The organism is Mucilaginibacter mallensis (genome assembly GCF_900105165.1).
GTDB lineage: Bacteria > Bacteroidota > Bacteroidia > Sphingobacteriales > Sphingobacteriaceae > Mucilaginibacter > Mucilaginibacter mallensis.
In genome coordinates this window covers 30,579-48,131 of the sequence record NZ_LT629740.1, presented here as the reverse complement: position 1 = coordinate 48,131, position 17,553 = coordinate 30,579, and the positions used below count along the sequence as shown (strand labels likewise).

Annotated in this window: 11 protein-coding genes and 1 tRNA gene; 8 read left to right on the top strand and 4 right to left on the bottom strand. The window is 37.5% G+C overall.

Features of this window, described 5'->3' with window-relative positions; genetic code table 11:
* Positions 1-27 precede the first annotated feature (27 nt).
* Positions 28-3,093 (top strand): translation initiation factor IF-2, encoded by a 3,066-nt coding sequence (gene infB / locus BLU33_RS00215; RefSeq protein ID WP_091367567.1) that lies wholly within the window; start codon positions 28-30, stop codon positions 3,091-3,093.
* Positions 3,094-3,234: 141 nt separating this feature from the next.
* Here infB and BLU33_RS00210 read toward each other — a convergent pair whose 3' ends face one another.
* On the bottom strand, positions 3,235-4,077 hold the full coding sequence (locus tag BLU33_RS00210) for an isocitrate lyase/PEP mutase family protein (RefSeq protein WP_091367565.1): 843 nt from the start codon (positions 4,075-4,077) through the stop codon (positions 3,235-3,237).
* A gap of 416 nt (positions 4,078-4,493) precedes the next feature.
* Positions 4,494-5,690: a mannonate dehydratase gene (gene uxuA / locus BLU33_RS00205; RefSeq protein ID WP_091367562.1), complete on the bottom strand. Its 1,197-nt coding sequence runs from the start codon at positions 5,688-5,690 to the stop codon at positions 4,494-4,496.
* 140 nt (positions 5,691-5,830) lie between these two features.
* Between uxuA and BLU33_RS00200 the strand changes: the two genes are divergently transcribed.
* The 3 genes from BLU33_RS00200 to rhuM all read left to right on the top strand — a co-directional run bounded on the left by BLU33_RS00200 (position 5,831) and on the right by rhuM (position 8,443).
* Positions 5,831-5,907: transfer RNA gene (locus BLU33_RS00200), tRNA-Asp, on the top strand.
* Positions 5,908-6,153: 246 nt separating this feature from the next.
* Positions 6,154-7,401: a site-specific integrase gene (locus tag BLU33_RS00195; protein ID WP_091380033.1), complete on the top strand. Its 1,248-nt coding sequence runs from the start codon at positions 6,154-6,156 to the stop codon at positions 7,399-7,401.
* Positions 7,402-7,459: 58 nt separating this feature from the next.
* Positions 7,460-8,443 carry a virulence protein RhuM/Fic/DOC family protein gene (rhuM, locus tag BLU33_RS00190; RefSeq protein ID WP_091367560.1) on the top strand — a complete coding sequence of 328 codons (984 nt, stop codon included), beginning with the start codon at positions 7,460-7,462 and terminating at the stop codon, positions 8,441-8,443.
* Positions 8,444-8,518: 75 nt separating this feature from the next.
* On the opposite strand, the gene BLU33_RS00185 is transcribed toward rhuM, so the two are convergent.
* Positions 8,519-10,399 carry a DUF262 domain-containing protein gene (locus BLU33_RS00185; protein WP_091367557.1) on the bottom strand — a complete coding sequence of 627 codons (1,881 nt, stop codon included), beginning with the start codon at positions 10,397-10,399 and terminating at the stop codon, positions 8,519-8,521.
* Positions 10,400-10,607: 208 nt separating this feature from the next.
* On the opposite strand from BLU33_RS00185, the gene BLU33_RS00180 reads away from it, so the two are divergent.
* Genes BLU33_RS00180 through BLU33_RS00165 form a run of 4 tightly spaced genes read left to right on the top strand, consistent with a single transcriptional unit; the run spans position 10,608 to position 16,599 of the window.
* A complete protein-coding gene (locus tag BLU33_RS00180; RefSeq protein WP_091367555.1) occupies positions 10,608-12,092 on the top strand; it encodes a type I restriction-modification system subunit M in 1,485 nt (494 codons plus the stop codon).
* Positions 12,001-13,665 (top strand): restriction endonuclease subunit S, encoded by a 1,665-nt coding sequence (locus BLU33_RS00175; protein ID WP_091367553.1) that lies wholly within the window; start codon positions 12,001-12,003, stop codon positions 13,663-13,665. Before BLU33_RS00180 ends, BLU33_RS00175 begins: the two co-directional genes overlap by 92 nt.
* Positions 13,662-15,398, top strand: a complete 1,737-nt coding sequence (locus BLU33_RS00170; protein ID WP_091367552.1) for a restriction system-associated AAA family ATPase — start codon at positions 13,662-13,664, stop codon at positions 15,396-15,398. Before BLU33_RS00175 ends, BLU33_RS00170 begins: the two co-directional genes overlap by 4 nt.
* Before the next feature lie 10 nt (positions 15,399-15,408).
* On the top strand, positions 15,409-16,599 hold the full coding sequence (locus BLU33_RS00165; RefSeq protein WP_091367549.1) for a hypothetical protein: 1,191 nt from the start codon (positions 15,409-15,411) through the stop codon (positions 16,597-16,599).
* A 41-nt stretch (positions 16,600-16,640) separates the two neighbouring features.
* Here BLU33_RS00165 and BLU33_RS00160 read toward each other — a convergent pair whose 3' ends face one another.
* The gene (locus BLU33_RS00160) at positions 16,641-17,435 is read right to left on the bottom strand and encodes a hypothetical protein (RefSeq protein WP_091367548.1); all 795 of its coding nucleotides are present in this window, start codon (positions 17,433-17,435) and stop codon (positions 16,641-16,643) included.
* Between the last annotated feature and the right edge of the window lie 118 nt (positions 17,436-17,553).

The following is a 17,553-nucleotide window of genomic DNA, read 5'->3' as shown; positions in this document are numbered from 1 at the left end:
ACAAATAAAGAAGAGAAAAATTAATAAATGTCAGAAGACAAATCTATAAAGTTATTTAAAGCAGTAAAAGAGCTGAACATTGGTATGGGTACCATTGTCGATTTTTTAGCTACCAAAGGCTATAAGGTAGAGAAACAGCCGATGGCCAAGCTGGATAACGACATGTACAATGCTTTGTTAAAGGAGTTTGCTTTTGACAAAAGTATTAAAGAAGAAGCCAAACAGATCAGTATCGGCAAAATCAGGAAGGACGAACCCGGACAGGCTGAAAAACCTGCTGAGTTCCGTAGGTCAAGGGATTTTGAGAACGAGGAAATACTGATCAAAAATGCAGGCAATTACGCGCCGCACCCTACTGAAAAGCCAAAAGCACCGGAACCTGAGCCTAAAAAGGTGGAGGAAACCAATGCCGAAACTTTACCGGGTGTGAAAATAGTTGGCAAGATTGACCTTGGCAATCCTTTCGCAAAACCACAGTTTGGTGATAAGAAAGAACCCGTTGAGGTTAAAAAGGAAGTTGTTGCCCCCGTGCCAACTCCTGCTCCTGCACCAACCCCGGCACCGGATCCTGAGCCAAAACAAGAAGTAAAACAGCCAGAGCCTGTAGTTGAAGTGAAGAAGGAAGTAGTTCCGGAAACGCCAAAAGTTGAAATACCGGCACCAGAACCTGCTCCTGCACCTGTTGTAGTACAGGCCTCTGCCGCACCGGCAACTCCAGTTGTTGAAATACCGCAAGCTGCTGCTGAAGCACCTGCGCCTGTAGTTGAAGAACCACAGGACGATGAAGTAATACGCGCAAAAGCCGAGCGTTTAACAGGCCCGAATGTTATTGGTAAGATACAATTACCGGTAACACCGCCAAAACGTAACCCGGTAGCATCATCATCAAACAGCCAGGCAGATCATAAACGCAAAAGAAAACGTAAAGACAACCAGGGCGGTGGTAACAATAACCAGCAAGGTCAGGGTGGTGGAAACCACCAGGGCCAGGGTCAAGGCCAGAATCCGCCAGCCGGCCAGGCACCTGCACATCCTATAAACCCTAACCGTCCTGATTTCAGGAACAGGGGTAATAGCCCGCAAGCTGGCGGTGGCCAGGGACATGGCGGTGGTAATCGCCCTGATTTCAGGAATAACAGAAACAATCCTCCGCATAGTTCAACTCCTAAGGAAGAACCATCGGAAAAAGATATACAAGACCAGATCAAGGCAACTTTAGCACGTTTAAGCGGTGCTGGTAAGTCGGGTAAATTTGCACAACGTGCAAAATTCCGCCGCCAAAAACGCGATGATGTAGCTGCAACTGCCGAAGAACTGGCATTAGAACAAGAATCACAATCGAAAGTATTAAAGGCTACCGAATTTGTTACAGCTAATGAGCTGGCAGCGATGATGGATGTGCCGGTAACGCAGATCATCTCAACTTGTATGAGCTTGGGTATGTTCGTTTCCATTAACCAAAGGCTTGATGCGGAAACGCTGGCTATTGTGGCTGATGAATTTGGTTACCAGATAGAGTTTGTGAAACCACAGGATGAAGAAGGCAGTCTTGACACGCCTGATAATCCTGCCGATCTTGTTCCGCGTGCGCCAATCGTAACCATAATGGGCCACGTTGACCACGGTAAAACATCATTGCTTGATTTTATACGTAAAACAAACGTAATAGGTGGCGAAGCGGGTGGTATAACCCAGCACATTGGTGCCTATGAAGTTACTTTACCAGGCGATAAAGGAAAGATCACATTCCTGGATACACCGGGCCACGAGGCGTTTACCGCCATGCGTGCAAGGGGTGCACAGGTAACAGATATTGTTATTATAGTAATTGCCGCTGACGATAGCGTGATGCCGCAAACCCGCGAGGCCATAAACCACGCACAGGCTGCAGGCGCACCAATCATCTTCGCATTCAATAAAATTGACAGGCCGGGCGCTAACGCGGATAAAATACGCGAGCAACTATCAGCCATGAATATTTTGGTTGAAGAGTGGGGCGGTAAATACCAGTCGCAGGAAATATCAGCCAAAACAGGCTTGAATGTTGAACTGTTATTGGAAAAAGTATTGCTTGAGGCTGAGCTGTTAGAACTTAAGGCTAACCCTAATAAACGTGCCGTTGGTACTGTTATTGAAGCTGCGCTTGATAAAGGCCGTGGTATTGTTACCACCATATTGGTACAGGCAGGCCGCTTAAAAGTGGGCGACCCGATATTAGCAGGCTGTTACAGCGGACGTGTTAAGGCGTTAACTAATGAACGCGGACAAAGAGTTGAATCTGCAGGACCATCAACACCGGTACAGGTGCTGGGTATGCAGGGTGCGCCTACCGCGGGTGATAAGTTCAACGTGTTGGAAAGTGAAGTTGAAGCGCGTGAAATTGCAAACAAACGTTTACAATTACAACGCGAACAAGGCTTACGTACACAAAAACACATTACACTTGATGAGATCGGCCGCCGTTTGGCAGTTGGTAACTTTAAGGAACTTAATATTATTGTTAAGGGTGACGTGGATGGATCAATCGAAGCATTGTCTGATTCATTACTGAAACTTTCAACCGAACAGATACAGGTTAACATCATATCAAAAGCAGTTGGTCAGATCTCAGAATCTGACGTATTGCTGGCTTCCGCATCTGATGCGATCATCATCGGTTTCCAGGTTCGTCCATCAGGAAGTGCCCGTAAATTAGCCGAGGCTGAGCAGATCGACATCAGGCTTTACTCTATCATTTATGACGCCATAAATGAAATTAAGGCAGCGATGGAAGGTATGCTTGCGCCAACATTTGAAGAGAAGATCGTAGCGAACGTTGAGATACGTGAAACATTCAAGATCAGCAAGGTTGGTACAATTGCAGGTTGTATGGTACTTGATGGTAAGATCACACGTAACAGTAAAATACGTATCATCCGCGAGGGTGTGGTAATTTACACCGGCGAACTGGCTTCATTAAAACGCTTTAAAGACGATGTTAAGGAAGTTAGCGCTAACTACGAGTGCGGTTTAAATATCCAGAACTTTAATAACATTGAAGTTGGCGACATTGTTGAAGCTTACGAAAATGTTGAAGTAAAAAGGAAGTTATAATAGTCAGTTACAAACTGACTTTATCCAGGGTTTCAGTTATAAACTGAAACCAGTACAGAAAAGGGCTGATCCATTGGATCAGCCCTTTCTCTTTTTATACTGGCTTAAGTCTATGACTTAAGCTCACGGATGCAACTTTCTTTACTTAAACAACTCATTTATCTCCGCATAAGGCTTAGCATCATTTGCAAAAGTAAACGTGCCTTTTTGCATGATCTCTTCCGCACCACGGAAAAAAGCGCCATAGGCAGCCCGCAGTAATGCTGAGCCTACACTAACTCTTTTAACGCCAATATCAGCAAGCATGTCAAGCGTGATGGTACTGCCAGGGAATCCCATTATTACATTAACAGGTCGCGGGGCCACTGCCTTTACCACGGTTTCCATATCTTCAAGTGTTTTTAAACCGGGAGCAAACAGTACGTCTGCGCCAGCATCGGCAAATGCCTCTAAACGGCGTATAGTGTCCTTTAAATCCATCTTTCCATGGAGCAGGTTCTCAGCCCTGGCTGTTAACGTAAACGGATAAGGGAGGCTATGCGCAGCCTTTACCGCGGCCTTTACACGTTCAACAGCATGCTCAAATGGATATATCGGATCAAGCGAATTACCGGTAGCATCTTCAATAGAGCCACCGGCAAGGCCAGCTTTTGCTGCTAATAAAATAGTTTCGGCACAAGCTTCAGGACTATCGCCATAGCCATTCTCCAGATCGGCCGATACCGGTAAATTAGTTGCATTTATAATATCTTTTGCATTTTGTAGGGCTTCATCACGGCTTACACCGCTTATCCCATCGGCCCTGCCAAACGAAAATGCGACGCCCGCGCTGGTAGTTGCCAGTGCTTTAAAACCCAGGATTTCAAATACTTTAGCTGAACCTGCATCCCAGGGGTTAGGTATAACAAATATGCCTGTACGCTGGTGAAGCTCCCTGAAGGTTTCGGCTCTGGCCTGTAAAGAATTATTGATTGATGCACTCATATCTTAGGAATTAGATGTTGGAGTATCAAAAGTAAAAATAAAGACCTTAATACTATACTTTAACAATTGCCTTATTAACAATCCGCATAAAACAAAAAAGACCGGTAAACTAAATTCACCGGTCTTTTTTGCATTATCTACTTGGCTGTTTTCTGTGCCAGTGATGTTTGCTGTGGCGTTTGTGACGATGATGGGTTTGCGCGCTTACCGCTGTATAGCTAAATATCGCTAGCATCATAATCGCTAATACTTTTATAGCTTTCATATTATTATTTTGTTGTTTGAACAATTAACGACAATTATTGCCAAATGTTTTATAATAACTTATTTGTTACAAAATCTAAATGATCAATTGCCATCAAGCAATCCAGGTGTTAATTTCCCCCGTTATGAGCTTAGTGAATTAGCCGGAGCAATTAAGCGTCAAATAAACTGCGTTTAATGCCCATTTCAAGCCCCCTGAGCTCTGCAAGTCCTTTTAATCTCCCGATAGCTGAGTAACCATGATAAGTGTTGTACCTGAAGTCATCAAGCAATTTATGCCCATGATCCGGCCGCATAGGTATGGCAATATCTTCCCGGCCGCTTTCAGCGCGTTTTTTTTGTTCGAGGATAATATTTTTCATCACCGCGTACATATCTGTACTGCCATTTAAGTGTTCGTCCTCATAAAAGCTTCCGTCAGCCTCGCGCCTTACATTGCGTAAATGCAAAAAGTGAAAATTTGCACCCAGGCGCTCAACTATCCCCGGCAAATCATTATCAGGCCTTGCACCCAATGAGCCTGTACAAAAAGTTAAGCCATTGCTTGGAGAAGGACAAGAATTAACCACATCCAGCAGATCAGCCTCTGTAGAAACAACCCTCGGTAAACCCAATATAGGAAATGGCGGATCATCAGGATGGATGCACATCTTTACGCCCGCTTCCTCAGCTGCAGGTATAATACCCTGCAGAAAATAAGCCAGGTTATTTTTTAAGGCCTTAGCATCTGTTTTATCATAGCGTTGCAGATACTCATTAAATTCGGGAATGGTTAGTGTTTTATTAGTTCCAGGCAAACCGGCTAATAGGTTATTAATAAGCTGTTGTTTCTCATCGGCGCTCAAAGCATCCAAAAATGCCTTTGCCTTTTGTTGCTGATCAGGCGTATAAGTTGCAGATGCACTTGCACGTTCTAAAATATACAGATCGAAAGCAGCTAATGCACGTGCATCATATCGTAAGGCGGAGGCATTATTTGGCAGGCGATAATCCAGGTCGGTACGTGTCCAGTCAAGCACGGGCATAAAATTGTAGCATACCGTCTTTATATCAGCCTTAGCCAGGTTTTTCAGGCTCTTAATATACAGCTCGATATATTTATCACGCTCACTGCCGGCGGTTTTAATACTTTCATGAATATTTACGCTTTCTACCACGTCCCAATCCAGTCCGGCGGCATTAATAATGGCTTTACGTGTGTTAATTTCGTCCAAAGTCCACTCCTCGCCAACAGGTATATGATGTAATGCAGTTACAATGCCTGTGGCACCGGTTTGTCGTACAGATTGTAAAGTAACAGGGTCCTGAGGCCCAAACCAGCGGAAAGTTTGTGTTAAGTTGCTAAGCATATGATGTTTAAATGGTGGCGCTAAAATAAAGTCTATTTGTATAAAAAACACAGTTTAACAGCAATAAAATGGCATTTTTATTTTTTTTCAATTAGTCCTTGCGTAAATACAAAATCTGCTTATATTTGCAAACCCAAAACGGAGTGGTAGTTCAGCTGGTTAGAATACATGCCTGTCACGCATGGGGTCGCGGGTTCGAGTCCCGTCCATTCCGCCAAAAGCATTTTAAAAATGTTCAAAAGCCTTTAAATCATATGATTTAGAGGCTTTTTTGGTTTTAAGCCCCTCCAAAGCAACCCGTATTATTCAATATTTAAGCGCGTCATTCATGACGTCTTTGAAATTGAAAAAAAAGACGCGCTGGTATCAGTATAAAAAACTGATTATCAACCTGTTCAAAGATTAAACATCTTGATTTAAAGACGCCGCATTTCGACATTTGTTTAACCCATTAATGTTCGTTATGTTAGAAAAAAGCTTCGGGCTGTTCTTCTTTTTGAAGAAGCCTAAAAATGAAAAAGGAAATGCCAGGTACATTTATCTGCGTTTAACAATTGATGGCATATCAAAAGATCTAGCCACTAAAAGGCAATGGGATAATTTGCGCTGGAATGCTTCGGCTGGCCGGGCGACCGGCTTAAAAGAGGACGCAAAAGCGCTCAACAGTTATCTGGATGTAATGTGTAGCAAGGTTTATCAGGCAAAGAAAATGCTAATGGATGCAGATAGGCTTTTGACTGCGGAAAACCTCAAAAATGTCTTAACGGGTCAAGGCGAAGAAAAGCGAATGATCCTTGCAGCGTTCAAGCATCACAATGAACAAATGAAAGCGTTGGTTGGCCAGGAGTTTGCACCTTCTACATTAATGCGTTACAAGACTGCACACGACCACACAGCAGCCTTTATAAAGTGGAAATATCAAGTTGATGACGTTGATGTCAAAGATCTGGACTATGAATTTGTCTCTCAGTTTGCATTTTGGTTAAAAAGTGTTAGAAAGTGCGGGCACAATGCGACTATGAAGTACTTGGGAAACTTTAAAAAGATAGTATTGGAGTGCATTAAAAAAGGCTGGTTACTTAAAGATCCTTTCGCGGGATTTAAAACCAACAGGAAAGAGGTGATCCGTACTGCACTTACTAAAGACGAACTAAGCGATATTGCTTGCAAAGAATTTGGAACCGACAGGCTGAACCATGTACGTGATATTTTTCTTTTCAGCTGTTATACTGGTTTAGCCTACGTAGATGTTTACAAACTGAGGCGGTCAGATATCGTCACAGGTGTAGATGGAGGCAAATGGATTGTTACCACCCGTCAGAAAACAGAGTCTGCTACACGCCTGCCTTTGCTGCCTGTCGCATTGGATATAATGGCTAGATATGAGAATGACCCTAAATGCGTCAATAAGGGTTTGGTATTACCAGTGCTTACTAATCAAAAAATGAATTCTTATCTTAAAGAAATCGCTGATGGATGCACAATCAATAAAAATCTCACCTTTCATATCGCTCGCCATACTTTTGCAACAACAGTAACGCTAAATAATGGTGTGCCGATTGAAACCGTGTCAAAAATGCTTGGTCATAAGAGTTTAAAGCAAACTCAACACTATGCCAAAATTGTTGATTTAAAGATAAGCGAGGATATGGAAATGCTAAAGAGCAGGCTTCAGCAAATCGGGGCAACTCAAACTTTGACTGTTAGTTAAAAAGCCTGGTGTATTCCCTTATGAATAAATAGCAAGTAAAACATTACATTTAAAAATCATGACTGACGATAAAATAATAATATATAAAACAGAAGACGGTCAAACATCAGTTGATGTAAAAATCGAAAACGATAATGTCTGGCTTACTCAGAGTCAGTTACAGGAACTTTTCAATCAGACCAAGCAGAATATAAGCCTTCACATCAATAATATATTTAAGGAAGAAGAACTTTCAAAGGCATCAGTTGTCAAGGAATCCTTGACAACTGCTGCGGACGGAAAAAACTACAAAACTAAATACTATTCACTTGACGTGATTATTTCAGTTGGCTATAGGATTAAATCGAAAAGAGGCACACAATTTAGAATCTGGGCCAATACTGTTTTAAAGGATTATTTAATAAGGGGGTATGTAATAAATGAGAGAAAACTTAAGGAGCAGGCAGAGCAGTTTAACTCATTAAAGCAAACGGTACAGCTATTAGGAAATGTATTAAAAAACAAAGAACTAAACACAGATGAAGCAACTGGTTTATTAAAAGTTGTTACAGATTATAGCTATGCGCTAGATATTCTCGATAAATACGATCATCAACAACTAATAATTGAAGGCACTACGGATCAGCAATTGTTTATTGCAACATATGAAAACGCTGTGAGTGCAATCAAGGATCTAAAAGATAAATTTGGTGGTAGTTCGTTATTTGGAAATGAAAAAGATGATTCTTTCAAAGGTTCTATTGGCGTGATATATCAATCATTTGGGGGCATTAATTTCTATCCTACTATAGAGGAAAAAGCGGCCAATCTATTGTATTTTGTCGTTAAAAACCACTCTTTTTCCGATGGAAATAAACGTATTGCAGCCTATCTTTTCGTGTGGTTTTTAGAAAAAAATAGGGTACTCTATCGTGGAGACGGCTCTAAGCGGTTAGCGGATAATGCACTTGTGGCCTTAACGCTAATGATTGCCGAAAGCAAACCTGAAGAGAAAGATATGATGGTAAAAGTTGTTGTAAATCTGATTAATTCGAAAAATTAGTGGATTAATATATAAATAACCGGATATCCAATTCAAAGTCCGGTTATTTATATATTAAATCGAAACTGTTTAATCCTAATTGAGGCTAATATAATCATCACTCCATATTGTTTTGCAAATGTTATAAATAAGCGCATGCCTGGAATCCAAAGCTTTTTCATCAAAGTTATCAATAGCAGAAAGTAAAATTGAAGGGTATTTATCTTTCAAAAGTTTAAGGCCGCTGTTATTGTGATAAAAGTATTGGGTCAACGTCCTTGCGAAATTGGTATCATTTGTATATGTTTTCAATTTATCTGCATAAACTTCTGCTAAAGACATTCCATTATCGCCCTTTTTTAATAATAAAAGTCCCCCTAAACGATCCCTTTGTTCATTAAAGAAATCTTCGTTTCCAAAAATGGTTTTATTCTCATCATTGTACGCTAAAATATGTTCAATATGATATTTCTTACCAACACATAAGTTGTTGTATCCTGCAAAGTTTGCGTAATTCATTTCCAAACACAAAAATTCCTCAATCCGTGCCAATAAATATCTGATGAATGTTTTATTACTTGAATTAACTTTTGTGTCTTTAAAAAAACCATAATTAAACAGTTCCGTTACATTTGCTGAACGCGTTTTATTAATGTCGCTGATTAAGCCATCATCAAAATCTTGCTTTATTTCTACCAGGTCATCTTTTTCCCGTAAATTAATAACAAGTGATGTAATCTGCCTGGTAAAACTATTGCTGTCATAGCAGCCCTGTAAACGGAGTACCATATAATGCCGGTCAACCAATTGAGCTAATAGTTTGACTTTTTCGTAGTAGGCTGCATCATTGGGCTTGATCGCCGAAAGTATAACCAAATATAAATTAGTAATTTCATTAAGCTTGATGTTGTAATAAACATACTTGTTACTTTCGAGTGTGCTACTAACCAATTCAGCCATTTTTGTAGCATAGTATATAAAATCCGTTTTTATAAAATTTTTGACAAATTTTGCATCCTTTTTAAAAGGCAATCGTTCCTGCCAGTCCCTAGAAAAGATGGTTTTATGATAATCTTTAAATACTTGGATTTCAGTCGTTGTTTTGGAATATCTTGCCCGGAAATAATAGGTAAAAAAGGCATCTACGGGATCATCAATATTGGGAAATTTCAAGCCTGAATTTTGCAATACCGTGCAAGCTGTATTCCAATATCTTAAATATTCGTCAATTTCGTCTTTTGGTATCTGACTAAGTAATTGAGCCTTTAAAATTTCATGTGATTTTAGTTTTTGTCCTTTCGCATTAATTACTTCAAAAACCATAGCAACATCATCAGATTCCTTAATTTCAATTTCAACCAGTTTTACATTGGTAAGAAAGAAAATAATGAAGCATTCCAAATAATGTGAGGGTGCATCCTTGAATTTTTCATTGAAAAATTTATTAACCGTGTCATAGTTCAAATAAAGAAATATGTCACTTTGTTTTAAAGGACGTTCAGGTTTGGTATTCTTTTGATTTTTAAACAGGTCGGCTAATGTATCAATACGATCATCACCCCCCATCCAAAACTGCAAGCCCGAGGAAGTCGCCTTACAAATAAGATTTTTCACGCTGTCAATCCTTGCATCACTAAGCTCCTTTTCTTTAGCTAAATGAAACAACTTGATAAGCATTAGTGTAAGGGTTGAGAATCTTTGTTGTCCATCTACAATGCACGTACGATCACCTTGTTTATTAATTATGTAGGTGTTAAGGTAATACCATTTATAGTGTTTTCTAATGTAATCCGGAACTGTTTCTGAACTTTCGGTATATTTTAAGTCAAACCTATGATAAGAATCCTCAAGTAAAGCAAAAACGTTATCAGAACTCCAGGTATAATCTCGCTGATAAAAATCAATGAAATATTTTACCTGAAAAACATCTTCGATGGCTTTATACTGTAAATTACTATTATCTGCTTCGTTGTTCATTTTGAAATTCTGATAAGATCGGGTGGTTAATAAGGTTGATTTAAAACACCAAATGGGCGGCAACAAATATACTGTGAAGAAAAACTATATTCCCTTACACTTACCAAGTTTTTATCAGCTCATTTTTAAGAGGTTATTTTTCATGTTTAGGTAGGGTAAAGCAATATGCATTAATCATACTATATTAGCGCATTGTTCAGTATGGAAAATGGATTTAGTAAATAAGCTTTGGGGATTCTGTAATAAATTACGCCACGATGGGGTGGACCCATCCGACTATATTGAGCAATTAACATATCTTTTGTTCATTAAAATGGCAGAAGAACGGGGAATTTATGTTCCTAAAGGGTTTGATTGGAATTCTCTCATTACAAAAGATGATGATGCATTATTGCTCTCTCACTTAGAATCAGTATTACAAAAGCTGAAAACCGAGGGGGGTATTTTAGGGGAAATTTTCTCTGACCCAGTTTCGAGGGTTAAGAATTCCAAAATATTGAAAGCATTAATACAAGAAATCAACTCAATTCACTGGACGAGTATTGATGCTGACGTTGTGGGATTAGCTTTTGAGGAATTAATAGGAAGGGTTGCAAATGAAGGCAAAAAGGGGGCCGGACAATATTTTACCCCAAGACCATTAATTCAAACAATTGTCAATGTAATAAAGCCTAATCCTCTCGAAAGTAAAAATTTCAACATCGGAGATGTTGCTGTTGGAACTGCCGGGTTTTTAGTTGTTTCCTATGAGTGGTTTAAATCTAAATACGGAAACCACAAACTAAGCAAAACAGAGCAAAATAGGATAGTTGAAAAAACATATTTTGGTCAGGAATTAGTGCAACGTCCCCGCCGTCTTGCATTAATGAATATGTTTTTACACGGAGTTAATGCTGAAATAAAGTTAGGAGACACAATTTACGGTGTTACCGATGAGCGATATTTTTCTTGCATATTATCTAACCCGCCTTTTGGAAATAAAGGTTCAAAACAGGTGCCTGACAGAAGCTTTCCTGTAAAGACAAGTGATAAACAGTTGAATTTCATTCAGCATATTATAGAAAAGCTTAAACCCGGTGGACGAGCGGCAATAGTTTTACCAGATAGTTGTTTATCAAACGATGCGGCAAAAAGGATTTGGTCATATTACCTGGACATAAATAAAAGTAAATCGGAAGTTTGTAATCTCCACACGATCATTAAACTCCCCGAGGGGATTTTTGCGGCATATGCAAACGGCGTTAAAGCTTGTGTTTTATTTTTTCAAAAAAGTGTCCCGACTGAAACTTTATGGATGTATGATGCCCGGAAGGGAACACGGAAAATTACTACAAAAAGTAATATTTTAGAGTTAAAACATTTTGAAGAGTTTGAAAGAAGCTATGGTAGCGACCCCAATGGAACTAGTATCAGAACACAAACGGATAGATTTGTGCCCCATTCATTTGATTCTATTGTAAGTAGAGGTTTCGATTTGTCATTTACTGAAATAATTAAGTCTGCTCCATTGCCTCATCCAGAAATAATTATTGATGAAATGATTGCAGATTATGAGCGAAAGATTAGTGCTTTAAAAGAATTAAAAAGTAAATTGTCAGCAAATGATGAATATTCCGAAACATTGGTTAATGATTCCTCTTCGGCAGATAGTAGTAGCTCGAAAAGGAAAAAAACCTCAAAGATTATCAAGTAACAGTTTTTCCGAGAGTATTCCCTATTTGGATATTGAGGTATTGGAGAGTCAAAATATCACTCAATTTGCGGACCCTTATTCGACAGTCATATCCTCAATTAATGACTTATTTGTGGTATGGGATGGTTCACGAAGCGGATTGGTTTTTAAGGGTATGGCTGGGGCCGTAGGATCAACATTGATGTGCTTGACGCCCATCGGTATTAATAATACATATCTTTATTACTTTTTAAAACTTCAATTTTATTATTTCAACCAAAATACCACCGGCGACAGTATTCCTCATATCAACTCGGATCTCTTTTACGATTTAGAAATACCATTCCCCCCTATGGAGGAACAAATAGATATTGTTAATTTAATAGAGGAGAAATGGGTAAAATTTGAAAATGATATAAATAAATCAAATTCCGAATTAATACAAAGTTTGCGCAATTATTTATCTGAACTTAATTCAAATTTGGCAGAAACGGAATTAAATAAAATTCATTCTTTGGAAGATTTTAAAAATTCAGTTTTGGATTACGCCGTTTCTGGAAAATTAAGCAATAAAAGGTCGGATGAATACGAAGAGTATCCCAAAATTAGACTGGGCGAAGTTCTAACATCTATAAATTACGGCACTGCAAAGCCCTCGAAAAAAAATACTGACGGAACAGCCATAATTCGGATTCCTAACCTGAAAAACTTCTATATCGATTTAAGTGATTTGAAATATTCCCATTTAACTGAAGACGAATATAATAGCCTTAAATTAGAGATAGGAGATATATTATTGATTCGATCCAACGGCAGTGTTAATTTATTGGGACGATCTTGCATAATAACCGACAAAGAAAAGGGTTTGGCATTTGCTGGTTATTTATTACGATTGAGGCTTAATCATGCAAAAATTTTATCAGAGTTTTTAAATTATTCTTTACATTCACCTGTAGTTAGAAGACAAATTGAAAGCGGCGGTCGGTCCAGCAGTGGAGTTAATAACATCAACACTGATGAGGTTAAAAATCTAACAATCTATCTTCCTGAAATAACGGAGCAAAGGGAAATAGTATCTAATATCGAAAAATTACTTGTTAAAATTGAAGAGGCGGAAGAGAAAAATAAGCTAACAAGTCAGCTTTTTGACAATTTATATCAATCAATTCTCAATATGGCCTTTAGCGGTGGTTTTAGCTCAGCCAATCCTATCGATCAAAGTTTTTCGACAATAATTCGGCAATTAGAAATCGAGAAAGAGAATAAACTTAATGAAATAAAGCTCTTGCAAAAAGCGCAATCAACGTTATTAAATGAAAAGTTTATGAGTTCAAAAGATCATGAAAAGGTTAAAGATTTCATTAAAAAGTATTCAGTTGAGCAATACGGTAAATCAGACTTTATACTTTCTGATGAAGACATTAGAAATATCAAAATTAAAACCCAAGACAGCTTTAAAGATTTTGATTCCGATGACTTCTCTTCAATTTTCTTAGAAATGGTCCAAAGTAAAGTTACTCCAACAGATGATCTTCCATTTTTTATTACTGTAAAGAATGATGAGAAGATAGGATTTCAAATAAGGAAATCATGAAAATACAGTCTATCCAGCTTTTTAATGAAAGATATCGTGGTCTGGAGCATTTTGAAAAAAAATTTCCCAAGCATATTTTGCTTAAGGGCCATGTTGATCCAATTTGCCTGGTTGGTCTAAATGGGAGTGGAAAATCAAATTTTTTAGAGCTAATTGCTGATATTTTCTATGATCTTGAAATTTACTTTTTGTATGAGGCGGAAAAAAAATTGTACCATACCGACAGTCCCAAATACTTCGCCTATGCCTCTCGAGACCAAGAACCAATCTATTTCGATTTAAAATATAAAATCAATATCTATAATCAAGTCACGTTAAAGGAAGAATCAAAGGAAATTCAGATTACGAGAAGACCTCCGACTGGACGGGTCAAGAAAAAACCCGCGCCTATTTTTAAAGTTAAAGTCGAAAACAAACAACAAGATAACTTATTTGACGATGATTCTTATACAGTAATTTCTCCTGATGAGGCAAGAAATTATCTTCCTTTAGTAGTAGGGTACACATCTGGTTTAAATGACCTTATAAGTATGCCGTTTATTGATTTACAAGATTTTTACGCTCAACAAGTAGCTAACGAAGCGAAAGCTAAAGCTAAAAAGAATAAGACTCCGGACAGTCATAAAAAGGCTATTGAATCACCTAACTTATTGATTTTAAATTATGATTCAAATGCAGCAATTGTAGTTTCAAATTTGCTTTTGGCCAACACTCAAAAATTAAAAACTATTCAGGAAACATTACGAATCGAAAGGCTAAACTCATTCAGGATAATTATCAGGTGGAATAAGCTTTATACTAGACGTACACTGGAGGTAACAGATGAACTACAAGGATATTTGGATAGTTTAGCAGACTGTGCCGTTTTAAAAGAAATTACAAAAGAAAGTGGTGATGGAGAAATTCATACACTGGATTTCGTATTTAATGAAGTCACACAAGGACTATTTAAGGATAAATTTGGGACGCCACAAAAACTTTTTGAAGCTTTAACAAAGTTAAACCTTTTAAATACTCTTTGCATACAAAGGGAACAACGAAATAATCTCCGTAAAAAACGTGAGAAAGGTCAACTACTTAGATTCCCACAAATAGCGTCACTCGATAAAATATTTAGTATCGAAAAAATTGAACTCGTTTTAAAATTAAGTGAAGAAAGGTTTGTTCGAACCGAATATGAAAAGATCAGCGACGGCGAACATCAATTTATTCATATAATTGGCGGAATCTTGCTTTTTGATGAAAAGTATCCTAAAAGAGATATAGTTTATTTATTAGATGAACCAGATACTCACTTTAACCCTATTTGGCGGAGCGATTTTTTTTATCAGTTAGAAAAGATACTCATTAATAAGGATGTAGAATTTATAATAACCACCCATTCGCCATTTGTTCTATCTGATTGTCACGGGTACAATGTATTTAAGTTTATAAGGGAAGGTGACAAAGTAACGTTTGATCGCATCAAAAGTGAAACTTATGGAAGTACTTTTGAAAATGTTTTAGATAATGTTTTTCAATCTGATTTAAAGCAAGATGAACATTTTAAAAATCAAATGGCTAAGCTTTCATTTAACCAGATTCAGGACCTATATATAAAAATCAATAACTCCGAAACTAAAGAAAAGTTAGAAGTAATAATGGGTGAAATAAGGTTGTTAGGTGAATCTATGGACAGGCTTCAGCTATTAAAACATTATACAGATAAGGAAAATGAGCTTTCAAAAATTTAATAATTGTTGAATGCTATTTTATCTAAAATATTTCAATCATGATGTAGAAAAGCTACATGAACTAATATCGTTCTTTTTTGAAAAAATTGAAACAGAAAATCCGGCAACTTTTACCACATCATTGCTGCCGGCCTGGTATTCCACGACTGTAAATAGGTTAGAGAAGCTGGAGAGTCAATTAACGCATTTTTTAAGCTTGAGTAAGGACGATAAGACAGCAATTATTAAAGCTTTTTCTAACGGAAATATAATTGGCACTCTCTTTTCCAACAAAACAAGGCGATATGCACATATTCCTGTAGCCTCAGATTTTAAAAAGACGAATGCTGACGGTAGTTTCGATAATAGCATTGAAGTGTTTCTAAATGAATTGTTTGTTGATAATTTATATATTGGACAGCTAGGTAAAAAAGATAGTACATTTTCTAAAAAAATTGGCTGTAATCTTGGGAATCACTTTATTGGATTGAAAGACAGTCATGCAGTTTCTAATGAAGATTTTTCATTGTGTCCATTTTGTGGAATTGAGCCCATTAAGATGATTAATTCTGAGGGCAGACCAGATTATGATCACCTATTAGCAAAGGGGGATTCTTTATTTGTATTTTCTTCAATTAATTTAAAAAATTTAGTTCCAATCGGCGACCATTGTAATGGTAAAAAAAGCTCCCAACATCTGCTATATTCAGATAAAGCCCGAACAACGAGAACAATTTCGTTTTATCCTTTTGACGCCACTCAAAATCCTTATGAACTATATCACTTCGAGTTAATTTGTAAGGAATATCCAGACTATTCAAATTTGTGGAAGGGGAAGTGGGAGGTAAACATAAAACCAAATGTAAGTTCAAATCGTCGAATTGCAGATAAAATCGAAACATGGAACAGGGTATTTAATATTAAAAGCAGATATGAGGAATATCTGGAAATACATGGAAAATCTATGTTGGATAAAATTCTGCGTACTATTGACTCAAGCAAGCCGGATTTATTGATGGAATTAAAAAGTGAATTAAATAATCTTTTGACAAAGGTGTACTTATATGATTATATTTTCATCTCTACGGAAGAGGGTTTAATACCAAAAAGAATTATGATTGAATGGTATTTGAAGGACGAGGCGTATTTACTAAGCTATTTGAATTTTAAAAAATTGATGCCAGCTAATCAAATCAATATAAATAGCACCCTATTTGAGTAGGATCGACCGAGATTTATGGCGAATTCGGTTACCTTTATTAGTTAATCACAATTTGAAAAATTAAAAGCTTCTTTTTGCTTTTGTACAAGATTAGTAAAAGCCAATTCTGCTATATAGTCCAGCTCTTCCTTTGTGGTGCTTTTATTGAATAATATTTTTCTCATGCTCTCATCGTCAACGATATTATAAAGGAAATCAGGCTCGTTCCTCATTCTATTTCGGATTTCGCGAACATTCTCTTTAAAAGTTGTTTCGGAGTCCTTGTAATAAAAATCAGAGCCAGCTATTTCCGTTTCTTGGTATGCAGTAATTAGATTGCCATTTTGGATTAGTGATTCAAATAATAATTCAAAATTCTGAATTACCTCATTCGTGGTAACCTCCTTACTGGCTGAAATGTAGCCCGAATAAGGAGATTTTGCATAAGCCTCAACACCCTTATATAAATATCTGCCGAAGCAAGTAGCCATCGTTATATATAGTTTATTGCAAGTGTCAATATTTATTGGCCTGAACAATTCGATTAATTCAGCCCAACTTAATAAGGTGCCATCGGTAAGTATTAGTCCGTCCAAATTTTTACTTCCATGAGTTTCGAGATGAATTAAAATGCCTCCTTGCATGTACCTTGCATTAGCCTGAATATATTTAATGATTTCTATAATGCTGATTTTATCTTTTATATCATAAAACTTGTGCGTCATTTTTATGGACTTATCCTGTAAGAGATCAATTCTTCTTTCTATAACGTCATGATAAAGTTCAGAGCCCGATTTAAAATCTTCTTTAAATAAACTTTGAATGACAATAATGTGCTTAATATTTCCAACAGACATAGCTAAATATAGGGCTTTCTAAATAAATAATTGATGATCATTCCGACTTCCGACGTCTTGTGGACGATTAACTATAATTGCAAATGCAAAGAATGGCACCACGTCGCAGACCTTAAGG